The 17,983-nt window shown below is 39.3% G+C and carries 20 protein-coding genes; 13 read left to right on the top strand and 7 right to left on the bottom strand.

The annotated features are described in order from the left end of the window. The first annotated feature begins 69 nt into the window (after positions 1–69). Positions 70–1,125 carry a homoserine O-acetyltransferase family protein gene (locus AC1DYB_RS20210; protein WP_295718567.1) on the top strand — a complete coding sequence of 352 codons (1,056 nt, stop codon included), beginning with the start codon at positions 70–72 and terminating at the stop codon, positions 1,123–1,125. Next, positions 1,125–2,336 carry a homoserine dehydrogenase gene (locus AC1DYB_RS20215; RefSeq protein WP_477394667.1) on the top strand — a complete coding sequence of 404 codons (1,212 nt, stop codon included), beginning with the start codon at positions 1,125–1,127 and terminating at the stop codon, positions 2,334–2,336. The genes AC1DYB_RS20210 and AC1DYB_RS20215 overlap by 1 nt, the downstream gene beginning before the upstream one ends. Before the next feature lie 63 nt (positions 2,337–2,399). Here AC1DYB_RS20215 and AC1DYB_RS20220 read toward each other — a convergent pair whose 3' ends face one another. Together AC1DYB_RS20220 and gpmA are read right to left on the bottom strand one after the other, a co-directional pair. After that, the gene (locus tag AC1DYB_RS20220) at positions 2,400–2,885 is read right to left on the bottom strand and encodes a hypothetical protein (RefSeq protein ID WP_477437480.1); all 486 of its coding nucleotides are present in this window, start codon (positions 2,883–2,885) and stop codon (positions 2,400–2,402) included. Between the two features lie 115 nt (positions 2,886–3,000). Next, the gene (gene gpmA, locus AC1DYB_RS20225) at positions 3,001–3,690 is read right to left on the bottom strand and encodes a 2,3-diphosphoglycerate-dependent phosphoglycerate mutase (RefSeq protein ID WP_477437482.1); all 690 of its coding nucleotides are present in this window, start codon (positions 3,688–3,690) and stop codon (positions 3,001–3,003) included. Between the two features lie 106 nt (positions 3,691–3,796). On the opposite strand from gpmA, the gene AC1DYB_RS20230 reads away from it, so the two are divergent. Together AC1DYB_RS20230 and AC1DYB_RS20235 are read left to right on the top strand one after the other, a co-directional pair. Continuing rightward, positions 3,797–4,387, top strand: coding sequence for an acetate uptake transporter (locus tag AC1DYB_RS20230; RefSeq protein ID WP_295718574.1), 591 nt, complete (start codon positions 3,797–3,799; stop codon positions 4,385–4,387). A 23-nt stretch (positions 4,388–4,410) separates the two neighbouring features. Further along, positions 4,411–4,794, top strand: coding sequence for an SRPBCC domain-containing protein (locus tag AC1DYB_RS20235; protein WP_295718577.1), 384 nt, complete (start codon positions 4,411–4,413; stop codon positions 4,792–4,794). A gap of 102 nt (positions 4,795–4,896) precedes the next feature. On the opposite strand, the gene AC1DYB_RS20240 is transcribed toward AC1DYB_RS20235, so the two are convergent. From AC1DYB_RS20240 to AC1DYB_RS20250, 3 genes are all read right to left on the bottom strand, one after another. Continuing rightward, on the bottom strand, positions 4,897–5,331 hold the full coding sequence (locus tag AC1DYB_RS20240) for an OsmC family protein (protein ID WP_295718579.1): 435 nt from the start codon (positions 5,329–5,331) through the stop codon (positions 4,897–4,899). A gap of 92 nt (positions 5,332–5,423) precedes the next feature. Continuing rightward, positions 5,424–5,840, bottom strand: coding sequence for a DUF3052 family protein (locus AC1DYB_RS20245; RefSeq protein ID WP_477437484.1), 417 nt, complete (start codon positions 5,838–5,840; stop codon positions 5,424–5,426). Between the two features lies 1 nt (position 5,841). Continuing rightward, positions 5,842–6,276, bottom strand: a complete 435-nt coding sequence (locus tag AC1DYB_RS20250) for a DinB family protein (RefSeq protein WP_477437486.1) — start codon at positions 6,274–6,276, stop codon at positions 5,842–5,844. A gap of 86 nt (positions 6,277–6,362) precedes the next feature. Between AC1DYB_RS20250 and AC1DYB_RS20255 the strand changes: the two genes are divergently transcribed. The 4 genes from AC1DYB_RS20255 to AC1DYB_RS20270 all read left to right on the top strand — a co-directional run bounded on the left by AC1DYB_RS20255 (position 6,363) and on the right by AC1DYB_RS20270 (position 10,408). After that, positions 6,363–7,601 (top strand): nucleoside recognition domain-containing protein, encoded by a 1,239-nt coding sequence (locus tag AC1DYB_RS20255; protein ID WP_477437488.1) that lies wholly within the window; start codon positions 6,363–6,365, stop codon positions 7,599–7,601. Positions 7,602–7,737: 136 nt separating this feature from the next. Then, positions 7,738–8,184 carry a hypothetical protein gene (locus AC1DYB_RS20260; protein ID WP_477394680.1) on the top strand — a complete coding sequence of 149 codons (447 nt, stop codon included), beginning with the start codon at positions 7,738–7,740 and terminating at the stop codon, positions 8,182–8,184. 221 nt (positions 8,185–8,405) lie between these two features. Then, entirely contained in the window at positions 8,406–9,038 is a 633-nt protein-coding gene (locus tag AC1DYB_RS20265; RefSeq protein ID WP_295718611.1) for an RNA polymerase sigma factor, read from the top strand. Beyond that, positions 9,035–10,408: a hypothetical protein gene (locus AC1DYB_RS20270; RefSeq protein ID WP_477437491.1), complete on the top strand. Its 1,374-nt coding sequence runs from the start codon at positions 9,035–9,037 to the stop codon at positions 10,406–10,408. The genes AC1DYB_RS20265 and AC1DYB_RS20270 overlap by 4 nt, the downstream gene beginning before the upstream one ends. Before the next feature lie 63 nt (positions 10,409–10,471). Here the strand turns inward: AC1DYB_RS20270 and AC1DYB_RS20275 are convergent, their stop codons facing one another. Together AC1DYB_RS20275 and AC1DYB_RS20280 are read right to left on the bottom strand one after the other, a co-directional pair. Next, positions 10,472–11,086: a 2OG-Fe(II) oxygenase gene (locus AC1DYB_RS20275; RefSeq protein ID WP_477437493.1), complete on the bottom strand. Its 615-nt coding sequence runs from the start codon at positions 11,084–11,086 to the stop codon at positions 10,472–10,474. Between the two features lie 48 nt (positions 11,087–11,134). Beyond that, entirely contained in the window at positions 11,135–11,797 is a 663-nt protein-coding gene (locus AC1DYB_RS20280) for an NAD-dependent epimerase/dehydratase family protein (RefSeq protein WP_477437495.1), read from the bottom strand. 158 nt (positions 11,798–11,955) lie between these two features. Here AC1DYB_RS20280 and AC1DYB_RS20285 point away from each other — a divergent pair, with 158 nt between their 5' ends. The 5 genes from AC1DYB_RS20285 to AC1DYB_RS20305 are packed head-to-tail and all read left to right on the top strand — an operon-like array spanning position 11,956 to position 17,983. After that, on the top strand, positions 11,956–12,783 hold the full coding sequence (locus tag AC1DYB_RS20285) for a glycosyltransferase family 2 protein (RefSeq protein ID WP_477437497.1): 828 nt from the start codon (positions 11,956–11,958) through the stop codon (positions 12,781–12,783). Between the two features lie 15 nt (positions 12,784–12,798). Continuing rightward, a complete protein-coding gene (locus AC1DYB_RS20290) occupies positions 12,799–14,214 on the top strand; it encodes an oligosaccharide flippase family protein (protein ID WP_477437499.1) in 1,416 nt (471 codons plus the stop codon). Between the two features lie 52 nt (positions 14,215–14,266). Further along, positions 14,267–15,958, top strand: coding sequence for a hypothetical protein (locus tag AC1DYB_RS20295; RefSeq protein WP_477437501.1), 1,692 nt, complete (start codon positions 14,267–14,269; stop codon positions 15,956–15,958). Beyond that, positions 15,948–16,916, top strand: a complete 969-nt coding sequence (locus AC1DYB_RS20300) for a glycosyltransferase family 2 protein (protein ID WP_477437503.1) — start codon at positions 15,948–15,950, stop codon at positions 16,914–16,916. The genes AC1DYB_RS20295 and AC1DYB_RS20300 overlap by 11 nt, the downstream gene beginning before the upstream one ends. After that, a complete protein-coding gene (locus AC1DYB_RS20305; RefSeq protein WP_477437505.1) occupies positions 16,913–17,983 on the top strand; it encodes a glycosyltransferase family 4 protein in 1,071 nt (356 codons plus the stop codon). Before AC1DYB_RS20300 ends, AC1DYB_RS20305 begins: the two co-directional genes overlap by 4 nt.

Below are 17,983 nucleotides of genomic sequence, written 5' to 3' on the forward strand. Positions count from 1 at the left end.
ATATAGTAAAGTTGTTACGGGATGCAGCTAAATTAAAATTAGCTGCACCTGTGATAACAAAACAGAAGAATGAACACAGAAATATTTAAGTACACACAACCATTCGGTCTTGAATCCGGCGAGCAATTACATGAATTGGAGATTGGCTTTCACACTTATGGCAGATTAAATAAGGAGAAGGACAACGTGATATGGATTTGCCATGCGCTAACTGCCAATGCCGATGTTTTTGACTGGTGGAAAGGCTTTGTGGGTACAGGCAATAAATTTAACCCCGAAGAGCATTTTATTGTATGTGCCAATATCCTGGGTTCGCCATATGGCACAACCAATCCTTTGAGCATTAATCCGGCAAGCGGGGAGCCATATTTACAGGCTTTTCCGCAATTTACCATCAGGGATATTGTAAAAGCACATCAGTTACTTGCAAATCATCTTGGAATAGGAAATATTCATATCCTTATCGGGGGCTCATTGGGCGGCCAGCAAGCAATTGAATGGGGGATTATTGAACCAGCCAGGATTAAAAACCTGATACTGATAGCTACCAATGCGCGCCATTCTCCATGGGGAGTAGCATTTAATGAATCACAGCGTTTGGCTTTGAGTGCCGATCCTACTTTTCATGATAATACCCCGGATGGAGGTCAAAAAGGTTTGAAAGCCGCAAGAAGTATTGCGCTGCTCTCCTACCGTACCTATAAAACCTACGGCATAACTCAGCAGGAAGAAACAGATAATAAAACTGATGATTTTAAGTCATCATCATACCAGGACTATCAGGGGCAAAAGCTGGTAAATCGCTTTAACGCCCATAGCTATTGGTATTTAACAAAAGTGATGGATTCGCACAATGTAGGCCGTGGTCGTAACGGTGTAGAAAAGGCGTTAAGCCTGATCAAAGCACGTACACTGGTTATTGGCATAAAATCAGATGTGTTATTCCCTATTGAAGAACAGGAATACCTGTTCAGGCATATTCCAAAATCGGCCTTTGCCGAGTTGGATTCATTTTATGGCCACGATGGTTTTTTGATTGAAACAGAAGCATTAACAAATATTATTACATCGTTTTTTAAGACCGATGTAAAAGGAAAAATTATAGAATTGCAACGTACAGCGTAATGAGTAAAAAGTTAAGTATAGGATTATTTGGATTTGGAGTTGTTGGACAGGGATTATATGATATCATCATAACAAAAAATTTAAACATCGAAATAGTAAAATTTGCCATTAAGGACCCGCATAAAAAGCGCACTTTACCCGCAGAATTATTTACCACTGATAGAGACGAGTTGCTGAACAACCCGGAGATTAATACCATTGTTGAGCTAATAAATGATACCGAAGCCGCCTTCGAGATAGTTTCAAGGGCGTTAAGCTCAGGTAAAAATGTTGTATCGGCCAGTAAAAAAATGATCGCGCTCCACCTGGAGGAATTGATAGAACTGCAGCATAAACACGGTACCTCATTGTTATATGAAGGTGCGGTGTGTGGCAGTATCCCCATTATTCGTAACCTGGAAGAGTATTATGACAACGAATTACTGCACTCCATAAGCGGCATTTTTAACGGATCATCAAATTATATACTATCCAAAGGATTTATTGAAGGTTTGGATTATGATAGCGCCCTCAAACAAGCGCAGGATCTTGGCTTTGCCGAAACTGACCCTACAAGCGACGTTGGCGGCTTTGATGCCAAATATAAGCTGGTTATTGCAGCTGCACATGCCTACGGTGTTATTGTACAGCCGGAGGAGATTTTTAACTTGGGGATCCAAAACCTGGCTGCCCAGGACCTGCAGTATGCCCGTGAAAAGAATTTGAAAATTAAATTGGTACCTGTTGCTAAAGAATTGGATGATAAAAACGTAGCTATGTTTGTATTACCCAAGTTTGTAAATAGTACCGAGTTTTTATACAATGTAGAATATGAATACAATGGTGTAACTGTTCAGGCAGCTTTTGCCGATCAGCAATTCTTTTTTGGTAAAGGCGCTGGTGGGCACCCTACAGGCTCGGCAGTACTATCTGATATTGCAGCGCTGCGGTACAATTACCAATATGAGTACAAAAAGGCTAAAGAAAAAACCGATCTTAAATTCACCAATAATATTGAGTTAAACATCTACTTAAGGTACGATGACGAGAGCCTGGTGGAAGCTTTGCAGTTTTTGCACATACAAGAGCGTTATTATTCTGGTAGTTACAAATTTGTTATAGGGAAAGTGAATTTGCAAAGTTTGATAGCTAATCAATTCCGTATAGCTGATAGTGGGGCATTTGTTGCCTTTGCCGATCAGCTAACGGGGGTGAATTTAGCATCGGCATAAAATGAAAAAGGCTCCGGATCGGGGCCTTTTTCATTTCTTATGATTTCTTTAGGGTGTCATTATTTATTTCGCAAAGAAAGCGGCAATGCGTTTTCCATATGCTACGGTTATAATGCCAACGAATATTTTTGTTATCGATGATATTACTGAGTTTTGATCGCTAACGTTTGATAAATTGTATAGGCGGTAAAGCAGATCGGGCAGGCTATTAACAATGAGCAGGCCGCCAATGATGATCAATGCTATCTCATAGATCACTTTTCTATCGGCAAATAACTTTACATTTTCCTGTCTGTCTGCCGTGGTGGTTACTAACCGGGTAATAAATCTTGTACCTGCAATCAGAAAAATGGAAAAGGCCAGCATCAACACAAAATTTGCAATGTTTAACCAAAATAAATTCATTTGCTCACCGGCATGGTCGGCTGATGAAATGGCACCGAAGCTTTTTAAAAATGTAAAAAAGCCGGGTACTTTAGATAAATTGGATACCAAAAGGTAAACACCCAGAATTTTTATGGTTATTTCATAAATATCAGACTTCTTCATTTTTTAATATAGGATATGGTTTATAAGAACGACGAATATAAACAAATACGGCACATATTGAATAAATGAAAACCTGATTTTAGAAAAAGCAGCGAACTAAAAATTACGGGAAATCTCAATCCAGATAATAATGCCTTATCTGGTTTAATCCATGATCCAATTCATAAACCCAGGGTGTTGCGGTAGGGATCTCTAACTTGGTTACCTCCTCATCGGTAAGGCAGTCAATATATTTTATTAATGAACGCAAGCTATTGCCGTGGGCTACCACAACTACCTTTTGGTTGCGGCGTATGGCATTTACAATGCTTTCATTCCAGAAGGGTAAAACCCTGTCCATGGTTTCGCTTAGGTTTTCGGTTAAGGGTAGTTCGCGGTCTGTTAAATCTTTATAACGCAGGTCGTGCCCGGGAAAACGTGGATCTTCGCGGGTTATTGCGGGTGGATGTTCATTTGGGTCGCGCCGCCACTTTAGTACCTGTTCGGCGCCGTACTTTGCTACGGCTTCATCCTTATTCATTCCTTGCAGGGCGCCATAAAAACGCTCATTCAACCGCCATGATTTTTCAACCGGGATCCATAAGTGATCAAGCTCCTCCAATACAAAATGCATGGTTTTGATTGATCGTTTAAGGTATGATGTAAAACCGGCATCAAAGTTATAGCCGTTCTTTTTAAGTATCTCCCCTGCTTTTCGGGCCTGCAGGTAACCGTTTTCTGATAGATCAACGTCTTCCCAGCCGGTAAAACGATTTTCGAGGTTCCATATACTTTCGCCGTGGCGTATTAGTACTATTTTTTGCATAGGTTTTTACTTAACGCAAATGTAAGCCGCGAGTTGTAAATAAAATTGTAAAATATTTATAATTCAATTAGCTTGCGGTATAAACCAATTAAATACTAAACCAATTATGATTCCAACTACAACTATCCCTGTAAAGGATGGTATTGCCAACCCGGCCCCACTTGGGCTTTGCGCCTTTGGTATGACAACCGTTTTATTAAATATCCATAACGCAGGCTTTTTTGAAATGAATGGTATGATACTGGCCATGGGGATATTTTATGGCGGTATGGCCCAGGTTATTGCGGGTGTTATTGAAGCCAAAAAGAACAATATTTTTGGGTTAACAGCTTTTACTTCCTACGGCTTTTTCTGGCTATCATTAGTGGGGCTTATTGTGATGCCAAAATTAGGCTGGACAACACCTGCTTCAGAAGGGGCCATGTGCGCTTATTTAGGTGTATGGGGTATTTTTACGTTTCTGATGTTTTTTGGTACGCTAAAATTAAACAGGGCACTTCAATTTGTATTTGGATCATTAACCATATTGTTTCTTTTATTGGTTATAGGCGATGCTACAGGCAACCCTGCTATTAAGCACATTGCCGGTTACGAGGGTATAATTTGCGGAGCCTCGGCTATATATACAGGTATTGCCAATGTATTAAATGAAGTTTACGGGCGTGTAGTATTACCTATTGGCCCTGTAAAGGTTTAAAATAATGTTGCTAAATTGCGCAGGTGAAAGATTTTAAAAAATACTACAGCATACCGGCTACGCCCGATGAAATTTATACAGCCTTAACCAACCCAATTACCATTGAATTATGGACAGGCGAGGTTGCAGAAATGAGTACAGAGCCGGGCTCTGAATTTTCCATGTGGGATGGCAGCATAACCGGTAAAAACCTGGAGTTTGAACCAGGTAAAAAGATTGTGCAACAATGGTACTTTGAAGGTAAATCTGATAACTCCATAGTAACTATTAAACTACACGCTGATAAAGAAGGAACATCTGCCGAATTAAGGCACACCAACATTCCTGATGAGGATTTTGATGACATAGCCGAAGGCTGGACATATAGCTACTTTGGCGGGTTAATTGATTTTTTTGAAGGCGAATAAAGCCTTAGTACATACTCTGCCTGGATGACAGGTTATCAAAACAACAAAAGCCGCTTAACTCAAGCGGCTTTTGTTGTTTTAAGCGTAATTATTTGTAAGATGTTAAATGGCTACCGCAGGGTGCACAAACACCTTTGATTTAATTTCAGCGCCTGCTTTGCTAAGCGTAGCGGCTACCGAACAATATTTATTAAGTGATAACTCAACCGCACGGGCTGCCTTATCTTCATCAATATCGCCATATAAATGAAATTCAATGTCAATATCCTGCCAAAGTGAAGGTTCTTTACCTGCTTCACGTTCGCCGTTTACAACCATTTTATAATCCTTTACTTCCTGTCGTTGTTTTTTAAGTATACTGATAACGTCAATTGCAGAACAACCTGCCAAACCCATTAAAAGCATTTGCATTGGGCGTATTCCAAAATCATCGCCACCGCTTTCGGGGCTGCTATCCATTTTTACGGTGTGACCATTGGCATCTACAGCCTCAAAGCCGAAATCTTTATGCACACGTTTAAGTTCTATTGTAGACATAGTATTGTAGTTTATAATAATGCTAAGTTAAGTATAAAATTTAGTGTTGCTAATCAGCAGGGCATTATTTACGCTCTCATTACCAAAAAATTTCATATAAATCGCATCCTGTCTTTAACAGGGATCACCAATTTCAACCCCGACCATGTTTCGTCAACGGCGCAAACTTTTATATCCACCAGCCCAATTTCAAGCGCGAAATTCCTGATAATGTCTTCGGTAATATCAGTAACAACCTTTGATGCCTTCTTTGGCCAGGATACCCATATCATCCCCTCGGGTTTAATTTGCTTCATTAATTGGGGAAGCATGGTTAAAAATTCATCCTGTTGCTTGGTAAAAAAATGGATCACATCTTTTTTAACATCGCCTCCACCCACAAAATATACATCTGCAGGCAAATCGATAAGCAATTGCAGGTAATTGTCGGGCGCGTTAAGCAGCATTACTTTTGCTCCCGTTTTTATGCCCAGCTTTTTTGCCAATGGAGTGCCCGAGTAGCCTGCCATGTTATTTAATTTGTTTTAGGTGGTGTAATAAATGCTCAACGTAATCATTTGCCAGCCATTCAACAGTTTGCAGGTTAGGTTCCATTTTGCTGTTATCGCAGCGGGCAGTTAATCTTTCTGGTGGGTAGTTTTCCCAAACCCTGATAATTTGCCGGTTGAGTAAGCTCCACAGATCAAGCAGCTCATTAATGTCAGCCTTTTGATAATGCTGCGCCGCAACCCATTCCACCTGCTCATAAGTAAGCCTGAAATTTTCTTGGTAAGTACAACGCACAAAACGCTGTAGGTTTATTTGCGCGCTATCAATCAGGTGGCCTATGATTTCCTTTTGTGACCATTTATCGGGTGTTGATTTGCTTTCCCAATCAACCTGATGGGTTTTTATCTGCAGGAAATCATTGATCACATTGTTTAAAATTGCTGAGGTAGTAGTCATGATTATGCTTTGGAAATAAGTATTTAAAGATTGTTATTTCATATTAAAATACAAAACCATTAACTTCAAAGCCTTAAACATAGCTAATGGCCCTTAATTATATCTGGATAGCATTTTTCCTTATCGCTTTTGTTGTTGCCCTCGTTAAGCTTATATTTTTAGGCGATGTAGAAGCATTTAAATTATTGGTTGACGGCATTTTTAGTTCCTCAAAATCATCGGTGATGGATATTGCGCTGCCGCTGGTTGGTGCCATGGCTTTTTGGCTGGGCATTTTAAATGTTGGTGAAAAAGCAGGTGCCATAAATTTTCTTTCGCGCATTGTAGGTCCATTTTTCAGTCGCCTGTTTCCCGAAGTACCTAAAAAACATCCTGCAGTTGGGCAAATGCTCATGAATTTTTCGGCCAACCTGCTGGGATTAGATAATGCCGCTACCCCACTTGGCCTAAAAGCAATGGGAAGCTTGCAGGAGTTAAACCCCGATAAAGATACCGCCTCAAACGCGCAGATCATGTTCCTGGTGTTGCACACCTCGGGTTTGCAAATGTTGCCGGTTACCATTATAGCCCAGCGTGCCATCCTTAATGCTAAAGACCCCGCCGATATATTTTTACCCTGTGTAATAGCAACTTATGTTGCAACTGTAGTGGGCTTACTGGTAGTGGCCGTTAAACAAAAAATCAACTTGTTTGATAGAGTGATTATTACATGGCTTGGTGGCGTAACCGCTTTTATAACCCTGGTAGTTTGGTATTTCACTACGCACTTATCCAAAGACGAGATCAGTACCGTATCAAAAGTGGTGAGTAACTTTCTGTTGTTTGCCATTCCTGTTATTTTTATTGTTGGGGGATTGATCAAAAAAATCAACGTATTTGATGTTTTTGTTGAGGGTGCAAAGAGCGGATTCGAAACTTCGGTAAAAATTATCCCCTACCTGGTTGCCATGCTGGTGGGCATTAGCGTATTTCGCAGTTGCGGGGCTTTGGATTATATGAACGAAGGTTTACGCTGGGTTTGTACGAAAGCAAGTTTAAATACGCGCTTTGTAGATGCGATGCCGGTGGCCTATATGAAACCCTTAAGTGGATCGGGCTCAAAGGCGATGATGATAGATGTAATGAAAACTTTTGGCCCCGATAGTTTTGCCGGACGATTGGGAAGCATATTCAATGGCTCGGCCGATACTACTTTTTATATTGTTGCGCTGTATTTTGGTACTGTAGGTATCAAAAAATCAAGGTATGCTATCCCCGCCGGTTTAATTGCTGATGCGGCCGGTATTATAACAGCCATCTTCCTGGCTTATTTGTTTTTTGGATAGTATCATACTTTGTTTTACTGTTTTATTTAAGTTTACATATTGTAGTTTTATTATTAATAACAATCTTCATTGGTTTACCGTATAAACTGTTTTTATTTTTACACCCTGTATATTTAAAATCATATAACCTAAATTGATGGAGAAAATCTATCCAAAATCAAAACCTGAACTTTCCTACCTCAAAGACAAACAGCATAAAAAGAAAACGGCTATGACCGGCGTGTGGGTGCTGGTGGTTTTCGGAATTATTTTTACTGCAGTAATAGCAAAGTTTGCTACCTCAGGTGGCTCTTCGGATATTTTATCCTTCACAACATTTCCCAATAGCGATGATGCTTACCAGGTAGCAAAAGAATACATCAGTCCTACTGTAAAGGCGGGAAACCTGGTATTTGCCGAAGATCGTTATCAATTTGCCAAAAAATCCGATTCGGTATTTGTTATTAAATCATATGTTACCTCAATTGATGAAAAGGGTGCGAAGATTAAAACCAATTTTCAGATCATATTAAAATATAATGGCGGCCCAAAAGGTGTTCAGGATAATTGGACTATGGTTGACATGAATGAAAATACTGACTGACCGGGTTAGTTAAAAAATGTTTTTCTCATCTAAATGATGAGTGTTTTTTAATTGTTTTATTGTTGCGTAGTCTTGTTTTCTATATATTTAGAGATAAAATAATGCTATAAAACAATATTTAAAAATCCTTAAAAAAAGTAAACGTTGTGGCAACCTTTAGTTGCTGAATACCGTGTTAACTGCAGATAAGGAAATTTAAAAAAGGTTGGAAGCCCGCATATATGGGAGAAGCAGAACTACAACAGTTAATTGCAGGCTGTTTACAGCATAACCGGAAGGACCAGAAAATGCTTTATAAGGCGTTTTATGGTTTTGCTATGAGTATATGCCTGCGATATGCCGGTAATAGGTATGAAGCTTCTGAGATCATGAACCAGGGGTTTTTAAAAGTGTTCACCAATTTGCAAAAATATGATACAGGCAGGCCCTTTATAGCCTGGGTAGGCCGTATCATGATGAATACATCGGTTGATTATTACAGGAGTAACCTGAAACTTTCACTCAATGATGATTTGGATGCTGCTGAAGATGTAGGACATAATGAATTACCTGACCAGAAATTAAATTACGACGACCTTATTGGGATGATACAGCAATTACCCAATGCTTACCGCACGGTGTTTAACCTGTTTGCGATTGAGGGTTTTTCGCACGAGGAGATAGCAACACAACTGGGTATTAGCACAGGTACATCAAAATCAAACCTGTTTAAAGCCAGAGAAAAATTAAAGAATATGGTAATTAATTCCAGACGGCTTCCGGATGCAAATTCCGGTGACTCACAACAAACCATTGTTGCAATAGGTGCGGTGAGTATCAGCATGTCTGTTTTGATTCAATTAATAATAAGATGAAAGAGAAATACGAAAATAAATTGGATCAATTATTCAAAGACGGGTTATCCGGCTCTGAGGATCGCTTTGCTTTTCGTGAGGAGGATTGGGAATCAATGGAAGCATTGCTGGATAACAAATCCGGCAAAAAGAAAGTATTGTTTCGCATAATTTATTATGCATCGGGTATTGCTGCATTATTACTGCTTGCTATCGGCTTATATTTATATACCAATAACGATAAAACAGATCCAACAAAAACGAATTTACATAGCAAAAACACTAAAAATAATCCCCAAAAGGATGGCTTACAAAGTGGCGATCCGGTTAAAGTGCCTGCGGCTAAGCTACCTGGTCAGGAGGAAAGCTTGGGTAGTAACAGTACTCAAAATCAATCGCTTGCTCCATCGAATCATCCTAACACAGGTAAACATCCGTTTAGCCCATTTTCTGGTATAATACCATCAACGGGTTACAATGCTTTGGCGGTAGATACCAATGCCGCCCGTAGCAATAATTTAATAACCAGGAGTAAAAAAGATACTATTACTGATAAGGTTAATAATTTGATTGCTAATAATGCATTACCAAATAACAAAACACAAAACGTAAATGTGGCGGCAGTTGATACTATAACAGAAAAAAATGCGGTGCCGGATGCAAAAAAGCAAATGGCGGCTATAAATACGCAGGGTAAAAACGGCGGTGCCGATACCATAACGGATAAAAATGCAGTACAAGAGACAAAAAAACAAATAGCCGCTATTAAAGCATCTGCCATAAAAAATCGGCCGCAGTTTGCAATTAGTATACTGGCAGCATCTGATGCTAACGCTGTTAATTCATTTAATCGCAGCCAGGCGGGTACTAATTATGGAGTGCAGTTTTCGGTACGCTTAACAAAGAAATTATTTATAAGCACCGGTGCATCTTATGCTATTAAGCCGTATTCGACCAATTATGACAGTTATAATTCGGCATCCTACAATCCATCTGTAATACCTACCAATATACAGGCAAATTGCAAGGTTCTTGATGTTCCTTTAAATATTAGTTATCAACTATATTCGAGAGGAAGCAACGCCATCGCCCTGGGTACCGGTTTATCCTCCTATTTTATGCTGAAGGAAAATTACAGGTTTGATTATTCGGCCGAAAGCGGATGGAAGCCTTATAACCTGGAGATCAAAAATCAAAATACTCACCTGTTTAGTGTGCTTAATATTAATGCAAATTATCAGCGCAAAATAAACTCAAAATTCAGCGCAGTAATCCAACCGTATATGAAGCTGCCGCTTACAGGCATTGGCAATGGCAGGGTCGACCTAAAATCAACAGGTATTGCACTTGGCGTAAACTGGAATTTAAATTCGGTATTAGGGCCTAAATAACGTACGGATGTATTTAAATAATGAACGGGATCATTTAATCCCGTTTATTATTTAACCAAACCTTTAATGATCTACCTTTAGCCAGCCGGTTATACTCATTCTTGATTTTTGCGTGCATAAAACTTCATGTAAAAGTTCGTTGCTTTTAAAAAACACCGTTCTTCCGTTTTCGGGACTGATGTTTTGGTAAGTATTGTTTTGATGAATACAAAGCTCGCCCCCATCAGCAGCTTGCCAATCAGTATTTAGATACATGATCATGGAGTATTTTCGGCTATCGTTATTCTGAAACTGATCAAGATGCTTTTTATAAAAAGAACCCTTTTGGTATAATGTGTAATGGAATTCGTAGCCGGTAATGCCGGTATAGCATGTTTGGTTTAAATAGCCTACAAAGTTATCCATCAGATCGAAAAAAACATTCTCACAAGGCGTATCATGCTTACGGTCGAGCCAGTAAATACTGTCACCCCGTACCAATTGGTTATTAACCACTATACGATCATTACCAATGCCGGCAGAAAGGAGTTGGTTTTGCTGAAAAAGCGATATAAGATTTTGTTTTAGATCAGCAGCCAGTGTATCACTTAAAAAGTGATCGGCAATGCCTACCTTATTGTTTATATAACTATCAATAAGGCAATTAAAGGTATCTTCCAATAAATGGTGGTTTAGCATGTTACCTGGCAAATACCGGTATGTTGCTAAAGGTAACCTTTTAAAGCGCTATTTAGCCAAAGCAATTATATCTTTTCCATCAATCACTTTTTTAGGATATGGCTGATTTACAATGTGTATCATGGCAGCGGCAAGCTCCTTTAGTGTACAAAATCCATTGGGGTAAAGCGCACGGCCAATGGGGAATAGCCAGTTTATATATTTGTAATAGCTATGTGTATTGGATAAGCCTTCTATAGGTTTAATAAAACCCGGTCGTAAAGCATACACCTGTTTAAAGGGTAGTTTCATCAGGTCGTTTTCGGTTTTACCTTTTACTGCGGCCCAGCCATTGCCTTTTTCCTTACTATCGGTACCCGCTCCTGATATATAGCAAAAAGTCATATCTGGATTTAGTTTTGCCAATGTTTCGGCCACATACAGGGTGAGTGTGTAGGTAAGTTTGTAATATTCATCGGCCTTTTTGCCAACCGAGGTTACACCCAAACAAAAGAAACAAGCGTTATACCCGGTAAGCTTATCGCTAATTGCCGATAGATCAAAGAAATCGGCATGGATGATCTCCTTTAGTTTGGGGTGAGAAACTCCGGAGGGTTTCCTGTTAATTACTAAAACCTGCTCAACGTAGGGATTTTGCAAACACTCATGCATTACCCCCTCGCCTACCATCCCGGTTGCTCCGGTAACAATTGCTTTTATTCCAGTTTTCATATGTAAAAGTATCTATATAAAATGGAGTGTTTAGGTTGATTAATTGATATTACTAAAATAAGTTTTTGGCACTATGGGCAACCTTTTGCGTAAAATCAGCGATATAATTAATAGATACGTGTTGCTTGATTTGCCAGGCACAGCTAAAATTTAACCGCATGACTTCTATTTCTGTTGTTATTATCACCAAAAATGAGGCTGAGATGTTGGCCAAAAGTATGCCCATACTAAAGCAGATCACCGATGATATTATTGTAATAGATAATGGCAGCACAGATGGTACGCTAAAAATAGCGGCTCAAAACGGATGCAGGGCTTATCATAAAAACTGGGATGGTTATGGCGCTAATAAAAACAAAGGAATTCAACTGGCTCTTAATAATTGGATACTAAGCATTGATGCCGATGAAATACCGGATGAAACGCTTATAAGGTCAATAAAAGCATTGAATTTTGACGATGAGAAAGTAGTTTATGATATTGATTATAAAGCTTATTACGGCAACAAACTCATCCGTTTTGGTAATTGGGGGCGAGATCATCATATCCGCATTTTTAACCGGACCCAGGTAAAATGGGCCGAGCCCACAGTGCATGAAACTTTAATCCTCCCAAAAGAGGCTGTGGTGAAAAAATTGAAAGGTCACATTCAGCATTACTCAGTGAAAAATGAGCAAGAGCATGAAGCAAAAATAATTCATTATGCACAGCTTAGCGCTATTAAATATTTAAAGTGCGGCAAAAAGGCAGGTTTTATGAAAATGTACCTTGCGCCTTTATTTCATTTTGTAAAAATCTATTTATTTTTTTTAGGATTTTTGGATGGCAAGGAAGGTTTTAAAATTGCAAAAATGGCATTTAAAAATACAAGGTTAAAATATCACTACCTTAGTGAAGCTTCGCAAACCATTAGGCAAAAAAAAATGTATAAGCCGGCCACGCAGGTTATGCCTTACAAGTTTAAAGCCGATACGCGTGTTGAATAAACCGGTTAGCCGTTCATGAAAAATAAGCTGGTACACAATCTTTCGGCAAATACATTGCAGCTTGTCATAAACCAGTTGTTTGGCTTATTTATATTTTACATCCTTTCGGTAAATCTTGATAAAAACAGCTTTGGCCAGGTTAACCTGGCCCTTGCCGTACTGTTATCCGCATTTAATATTCTCTCTTTTGGTATTGACCAGGTTATCATCAAAAAAGTAGCCCATGGAGATGATGCTCAAGCTGTATTATCACTTTACGTATTCCATGTAATTTTAACCGGTGCATTCTTTTATGCGATATTGTTAATCGGTAAAATGTTTTTTGTGCAAGACGGGGATTTATACAGGCTGATACTACTGATAGGTATTGGTAAGTTGATGATGTTCTTTTCCACACCGTTAAAACAGGTAACCAGCGGTATGGAACGCTTTAAGTTGTTATCATCCATGTTAGTGGTGTCGAACATAATTAGGGGTGCAGGGTTAATTATATTGGCATTATTACACCTTGTTAGCATCACTTTCATAATTGGGGTTTTTATAGCGGGGGATACGATAGAATTACTGGTAAGCGTTTATCTTTTCAGGAAATATATCAAAATACCGGTATTTGCGCGATGGAATAAAACAGCATACTTATTGTTGTTACGAGAATCGTTACCGCAGGTGGGTGTGGTACTCATCACATCGGCTTTGGCCCGGTTTGATTGGTTGTTTATCGGGTTCATGGTATCGGCAGTAAAGCTTGCCGAATATAGCTTTGCATATAAAGTATTTGAGATCTCCACTTTACCTTTGCTCGCGATAGCACCTTTGTTAATTCCCAAATTCACCAAATTGTTTAAAAGCGGGAATTTCCGTCCGGCGGATCTGATGCTGCTGATTAGGATAGAACTCGTTATAGCCGTATTTACAGGCTTGCTGCTAAATTTATGTTGGAATCCTGTGATTGATATCCTTACTAATGGAAAATACGGAGCTGTTAATACCCATACAATATTTATCCTCTCTCTTTGCATGCCCCTTTTATATTTTAATAATTTTTTGTGGACAATATCATTCGTGCAAAACAGGCTAAAAATGATCTTCCATTCATTCCTTATTACTTTTGGTATAAATGTAATTGGCGATTTGGTATTAATACCTATTTATAAAAACGAGGGGGCCGCCATTGCCTTTTTACTGGCATGCCTGGTGCAGTCTGTTTTTTATTGCTCAAAAAATCAAAGCTTCGGGTTTAAGGGAGCTTTTACGTCCTTGATTATTTGTACCGGATGCGCGTTAATAAGTGTTTTTTTAGCAAGGTTTTTATTTCAAAATTTGTGGGTGGCAGGCGCGCTTTCAGTTATGTTTTATTTTGTTTCCCTGCTTATTACCATGCAACTAAGGGTAGACGACCGTAAAAGCTTAATTAGGATTTTAAATAGCTAAATAAAGCGTTTTCGAGGTTTATACAGGCAACCAATCCCATTTTGAGGTCGTAATGACTTTAAGAAAACCCAGGGAAATGTTGATTGACAAAGCAATTTTTTATTTTAATGAGAAGATAAAAAACAAGGTGGATTTAAAGCTCCTTGCCTTTTTGCTTTTGTTTTTAAATGTAAAGTTGGGCATTAAAATTCCGGTCATCATCCTGTTTACTTTACTGCAATTCAATTTTAAATTCGGTTTCAGTTTTAAAAACTCCCGTTTACCAATTTTTTATCCTTTGGTTATAGCCATAGCTGTTTTCAATTGGCTTATTGGTAATAACTACGCTAATCTTAACTATACAGTGGTGCTTTTAACCGGCATCGGTTTTTGGATTGTTTGTATCCTGGCCATTCACCAGGTTAAACTGGCAGTTGAGCAAAATGATCCGGCGGTGATTCATCAAACCATTATTGTGTTTTTCATTATAAACGCGTTGTTTTCTGTAGGCAACCTCGCTGTTATATTTTTAGAGACGCATGCCATTAATCCCTATACCTACCAGGCCCAGCTTCAGAAATACTTCATTAACACCGGCGATTATGTAAGGGGGATCACCTTTGATACTTCAACTACCAATGCTGTATTGAATGCTGCCGGTGTAATATATTTCCTGGTTCGCAAAAATGCGCTCATGCTTTTTGTTTGTATGGCTACCCTCCTGCTTACCGGCAGTAACTTTGTCAATATTGTTATCCTGCTGATATTTTTGCTGGTATTTGCTTTCAGGAGCAATCGCTATCAAAAAAGCCTAATCGTAGTTTGCCTCGTTTTCCTGGGTGTTTTTATGGCGAAAATATCCCCGCAAAATAACAACTACGCTACAGACACGGTAAAGATTTTGCTTCATAAAGATGTATCCGCAGCAAAGCCCTCGATATGGGCAAACGTACAAATCAGATTTAGACCAGATAGCGTACTGAACGCTGATGAGCGTAGGCAAAAGATAGCTAAAATATTTATGGATAGCGTTTACACTGTAAAGCATCTACATGATAAAGCGATCACAAACGCCGAGAGCAAGGTTTATGTAGTAGATGGCGGCCGTATTGCCATTAAAGGACCTGATATTAATTCGGCCTCCTATCAAAGCAGTAAACAAACGCCCCCCGAACAAGAAAAACTCGTTCAATTTATAGATGCACATAAAAAGGAGCTGCCAATTTCAGGTAAAGAAGCTCCGGAGTCAACTCCAACTACGCCCGGCAAGATTAAAGGTTTTTTACAAACTGCCTTTTTTTTGCAAAAACATTTAAACAATACAATTACTGGTATTGGCATGGGGAATTTCTCATCCAAACTGGCATTCCGGGCTACCGGGCTTGGTTTTGCAGGCGGCTATCCGCATAAATTTGTTTATATCAATCATGATTTTATGGTGAATCATCTTGATGTGTACCTTAATTATTTTAGCAAAAGGGCTGGTTTGCATTCACTAACCAATAGTCCCTTTTCTGTTTACGATCAACTACTCGCCGAATATGGATTGATTGGCATTGCAGGGTTTTTTATTTACTACCTGGGCTTTTTTGCCAAACATCACAGCGTGTTAACTTATGGTTTGCCCATTTTGCTTTTAATGCTGGCTGTTTTTTTCATAGAATACTGGATTGAACAACTATCAGTGGTGGTGTTTTTTGAACTGTTGCTTTTGCTTAATATAAAAGAAAACTCAACCCTTAAACCGTTAACAAATGAATTTTGATATTCCCAAAATAACGGTTTTGATGCCGGCTTATAATGCAGAGAAATATATTGGTGATGCCATTGAATCTGTATTGAGGCAAACTTTTGCTGATTTTGAGTTACTGATAGTTAACGACGGATCGACAGATGATACGGTTGAGGTGATTGGGGCATTTAATGACCCCCGTATTGTGGTTATATATCAGGACAATAAAGGTATAGCCAATGCCTTAAATTATGGTTTAAAATATGCCCGTGCACCGTTTATTGCCCGTTTTGATGCCGATGATATTTGCTACCCCGAAAGGCTGCAGCTGCAATATGACTTTATGGTAGCCAATCCCGAATACAGCGTTATAGGTTCGGCGGCAGATTATATTGATATGGAGGGGCATTTTCTATTTACGCATACCCCCCCGGCATTTAATAATGAGGAGATCCAGCGGCTTAAATATTCGGTTTGCCCATTCATCCATTCCTGCGTTTTTTACAAAAAAGATATGGTTATCAGTAAGGGTGGCTATAATGAGCATGCTTATACCTTTGAAGATCATTTTTTATGGGTAAATATCCTTAAAGATCAAAAGGCTTGTAATCTTGCTCAACCACTTATTAAAGTGAGGCTCAACCCCGAATCTGTTACTATTGATGAAAAGTGGAGGCCGCGCAAATTCAGGCATATTAAATATACTACTCTTAAAAACCGCGCTATAAGTATCAGCGAGGGTAACTTGCTGGCTAAAATTGGGGAAAAACAATATTCAGCTAAAATTAAGCAGGGGTCTTATTATGCGCTTTGTGGTAAAAAATTATTGCTCAATAATTTTCAGCCACAAAAGGCCCGTTTATATGCCGCAAGAGCCATCAGTATATCTCCGCTTAGGTTAGATAACTACCTGTTGTACACGGTTAGTTATTTTCCAGCGGGGATGATCTCCTGGTTGCATAAATTTATTTCGGGAGGGCCAGCGTTATGAAAGTAGCGTTTATAACCCGGTCTACATTGTACACCGCCCCTGGTGGTGATACTGTTCAGGTTGTTCAAACTGCCCGTCACCTCACATTTATGGGCATCACTGCCGAAATAAAACTGGCAAATGAGCATATCAATTACAACAGTTATGATCTGCTGCATTTTTTTAACCTCAGTCGCCCGGCCGATATTTTATACCACAGCTATAAGGCCGAAAAGCCTTTTGTGGTGTCAACTATCCTTTGCAACTACAGTGAATATGATCAGCAACATCGCAAAGGCTTAGGCAGGCTGCTCAGGTACCTACCGGCTGATGGCGTTGAATATGTTAAAACAATGGCAAGATTCCTGCTCGGCCGTGACGGAATGGCCAGCATGTCGTACACATGGAAGGGGCAGCGTAAAAGCATCATGGATATTTTGCGCCGTGCTGCTATGATCCTGCCAAATTCACAATCAGAATATCAGCGTGTATTGAACAATTACCCTGGCGAAGTAAAGCATATGGTAATACCAAACGGCACAGATCAGCATTTATTTAAATATGATGAATCCGTCATCAAAGACGATAAACAGGTTATTTGTGCCGCGCGAATAGAGGGAATTAAAAACCAGTTGAACCTCATTAAAGCATTAAATAACACCGCGTACCACCTGCTACTTATCGGGGGCCATGCGCCAAACCAGGCGGCGTATTACCGTGAATGCCGGGATATAGCTGCTGATAATATTGAATTTGTTGACCAGGTGCCCCAGCATCAGCTGGTAAAATACTATGCCCGCGCCAGGGTACATGTATTACCCAGCTGGTTTGAAACCACGGGCTTAAGTTCAATAGAAGCTGCGCTGATGGCTTGTAATGTAGTTATTAGTGATAAGGGTGATGTGAGGGAATATTTTGGCAATGATGCCTTTTATTGCGACCCTGCTTCACCACAAAGTATATTCAATGCAATAGAAAAGGCAAGTCAATCACCCGTTAATAATCATTTGAGAAATAAGATCCTTGAAAAATATACATGGAAACACGCCGCAACACAAACGCTAAAAGCATATCAATCTGTATTATAA

This window comes from Mucilaginibacter sp. P2_A4 (genome assembly GCF_056405015.1).

Bases quoted from the DNA above. Each gene is read 5' to 3' on its own strand.
- AC1DYB_RS20210 (WP_295718567.1), top strand. From the start codon at position 70: ATGAACACAGAAATATTTAAGTACACACAACCATTCGGTCTTGAATCC.
- AC1DYB_RS20215 (WP_477394667.1), top strand. From the start codon at position 1,125: ATGAGTAAAAAGTTAAGTATAGGATTATTTGGATTTGGAGTTGTTGGA.
- AC1DYB_RS20220 (WP_477437480.1), bottom strand. From the start codon at position 2,885: ATGAAGAAGTCTGATATTTATGAAATAACCATAAAAATTCTGGGTGTT.
- gpmA (WP_477437482.1), bottom strand. From the start codon at position 3,690: ATGCAAAAAATAGTACTAATACGCCACGGCGAAAGTATATGGAACCTC.
- AC1DYB_RS20230 (WP_295718574.1), top strand. From the start codon at position 3,797: ATGATTCCAACTACAACTATCCCTGTAAAGGATGGTATTGCCAACCCG.
- AC1DYB_RS20240 (WP_295718579.1), bottom strand. From the start codon at position 5,331: ATGTCTACAATAGAACTTAAACGTGTGCATAAAGATTTCGGCTTTGAG.
- AC1DYB_RS20245 (WP_477437484.1), bottom strand. From the start codon at position 5,840: ATGGCAGGCTACTCGGGCACTCCATTGGCAAAAAAGCTGGGCATAAAA.
- AC1DYB_RS20250 (WP_477437486.1), bottom strand. From the start codon at position 6,276: ATGACTACTACCTCAGCAATTTTAAACAATGTGATCAATGATTTCCTG.
- AC1DYB_RS20255 (WP_477437488.1), top strand. From the start codon at position 6,363: ATGGCCCTTAATTATATCTGGATAGCATTTTTCCTTATCGCTTTTGTT.
- AC1DYB_RS20260 (WP_477394680.1), top strand. From the start codon at position 7,738: ATGGAGAAAATCTATCCAAAATCAAAACCTGAACTTTCCTACCTCAAA.
- AC1DYB_RS20265 (WP_295718611.1), top strand. From the start codon at position 8,406: ATGGGAGAAGCAGAACTACAACAGTTAATTGCAGGCTGTTTACAGCAT.
- AC1DYB_RS20270 (WP_477437491.1), top strand. From the start codon at position 9,035: ATGAAAGAGAAATACGAAAATAAATTGGATCAATTATTCAAAGACGGG.
- AC1DYB_RS20275 (WP_477437493.1), bottom strand. From the start codon at position 11,086: ATGCTAAACCACCATTTATTGGAAGATACCTTTAATTGCCTTATTGAT.
- AC1DYB_RS20280 (WP_477437495.1), bottom strand. From the start codon at position 11,797: ATGAAAACTGGAATAAAAGCAATTGTTACCGGAGCAACCGGGATGGTA.
- AC1DYB_RS20285 (WP_477437497.1), top strand. From the start codon at position 11,956: ATGACTTCTATTTCTGTTGTTATTATCACCAAAAATGAGGCTGAGATG.
- AC1DYB_RS20290 (WP_477437499.1), top strand. From the start codon at position 12,799: ATGAAAAATAAGCTGGTACACAATCTTTCGGCAAATACATTGCAGCTT.
- AC1DYB_RS20295 (WP_477437501.1), top strand. From the start codon at position 14,267: ATGACTTTAAGAAAACCCAGGGAAATGTTGATTGACAAAGCAATTTTT.
- AC1DYB_RS20300 (WP_477437503.1), top strand. From the start codon at position 15,948: ATGAATTTTGATATTCCCAAAATAACGGTTTTGATGCCGGCTTATAAT.
- AC1DYB_RS20305 (WP_477437505.1), top strand. From the start codon at position 16,913: ATGAAAGTAGCGTTTATAACCCGGTCTACATTGTACACCGCCCCTGGT.